At 59.6% G+C, this 1,609-nt stretch carries 2 protein-coding genes and 1 pseudogene; 1 reads left to right on the top strand and 2 read right to left on the bottom strand.

Annotated features, from left to right (window positions below):
- Nucleotides 1-184, bottom strand: a 184-nt coding sequence (locus tag D183_RS28015) for a hypothetical protein (protein ID WP_232757268.1), incomplete at its 3' end; no start/stop codon positions are given.
- Nucleotides 181-588 (bottom strand): hypothetical protein, encoded by a 408-nt coding sequence (locus tag D183_RS0112445; RefSeq protein WP_017909280.1) that lies wholly within the window; start codon nt 586-588, stop codon nt 181-183. The genes D183_RS28015 and D183_RS0112445, both read right to left, overlap by 4 nt.
- Before the next feature lie 153 nt (nt 589-741).
- On the opposite strand from D183_RS0112445, the pseudogene D183_RS26470 reads away from it, so the two are divergent.
- Nucleotides 742-1,243: pseudogene (locus D183_RS26470) on the top strand (IS5 family transposase); the annotation flags it as partial.
- Nucleotides 1,244-1,609: the final 366 nt, after the last annotated feature.

The following is a 1,609-nucleotide window of genomic DNA, read 5'->3' as shown; positions in this document are numbered from 1 at the left end:
ATGTCAGTACCGTATCTTGGGAATTGCCCGCCGTGGCAGAAAAACAGAAGACCAGCAATGCGAGTGCAAGAAGCGTACAGCGGCGGAGCGATTTCATCGGGCGGTCTGCCTTCTTGGGTGGAAAATCGTGCCTGAGCCGTGAACCAAGCCGGCTCGGGCCGGTCGTGCCTGCATCGAGGCTCATGCATGTGGCCCCAGCATCAGGGTGTACGCGCGAATGCTAGCCGACCTGATCTGATCCTTGGTCATCGATTTGTTGCCGCGCACCGCCTCGGCAGGCACGAGCATGACCGTCGTCCGCCCATCGCCGGTGTTCCAGCCAAAAGCCACGACTTCCTTGTCGGCGAGGAACGACTGATCCCCGTCTTCGATATCCGAACACAGGATGCTGCCGTTCGGCTCGGTGTTGCTCGATGCGGTGACATGCACCAGGCCGATCGCGCTATCGACGAGCACCTGATCCCTGTGACCAGCCGAATTGACCCTCCCTTCCACAACCGAAGCGGTGTGGCCGAGAGACACGAGATGACCGGCGACGATCGACGCCAGGTTCTTTTTGCGATCGAGTTTGCTCTTGCCTGCAATCATGGGATGTCCTGTCGATCAGCAAGGATGCATGGATGGAACCGGACTAAGAGTCACTAACAAAACCTATTTGAACACAGATTCGCAGGTGGCAAAATTGGCGACATGGCCCGTCGCAAAGAGATCCCCGCCGCGCTGCGGAAGCGCATCTAACCGCTGATCCCATCAGTAAAGCCTTCGCCCAAAGGAGGGCGGCCTCGCGTCAGAGATCAGCAGGCCCTCAACGGCATCGTCTATGTCCTGCGTACCGGCATCCCATGGGAAGAACTTCCCCTGGATTTGGGCTACGGCAGCGGCATGACCGGTTGGCGCCGGTTACGCGACTGGCAGGCCGCCGGCGTCCGGCATCGCCTGCATCAGGTCCTGCTGTCCGAGTTGCGGCGAGCCGACAAGCTGGACCTGAGCCGAGCCAGCCTGGACGCGGCCAGTGTGGCCTCCCCACGGGGGGAGCGTACACCGGGCCGAACCCGACCGATCGCGGCAAACTCGGCACCAAGCGGCATCTGATCGTCGACCGCAATGGCATTCACTTGGCGGTCTGCGTGACCGGAGCCAACCGGCACGACGCGGTGGTCTTCGAGGACTGGTCGATGCCCTGCCGACGATCGCCGGCAAGCCAGGGCGCCCGCGACGTTGGTCATGCAAGCTGCACGCCGATTCTGCTTGAATGAACTGTTAGGTGCCAGCCTATTTTTTGACGGTTGGCACCATGAGTAAAAGTATGCAAAGCGCAAGAGTGAACGCAATGGTCGCAAAAGTACGCGAGCCAAATGGAACTGGTCCCCCGAGTGCGAGATAGACGATATAGGCAACAACGCAAGTCACAGACGCTAGGGCCGCCCAATGCGAAACACCCCAGTACCTGTTGCATTTACTGCAACGATGCTCGAAGGCGGGTCCGGATAGGAGCTTCTTGACCAGGCTGACTCCCATCTTTTTGCAGTGTGGGCACTTGAGTGTTCGGAATTCCATTTTTTACACCTACCATCTGAGTTAAGCCGCGCCGCAAAGCGGCGTCGGCTTG

It is taken from the genome of Xanthomonas sp. SHU 199, assembly GCF_000364665.1.
In the GTDB taxonomy this organism is placed as follows: Bacteria; Pseudomonadota; Gammaproteobacteria; order Xanthomonadales; family Xanthomonadaceae; genus Xanthomonas_A; species Xanthomonas_A sontii.
The sequence above is the reverse complement of the archived record's forward strand: the minus strand, read 5'-3'. Positions and strand labels throughout refer to the sequence as shown.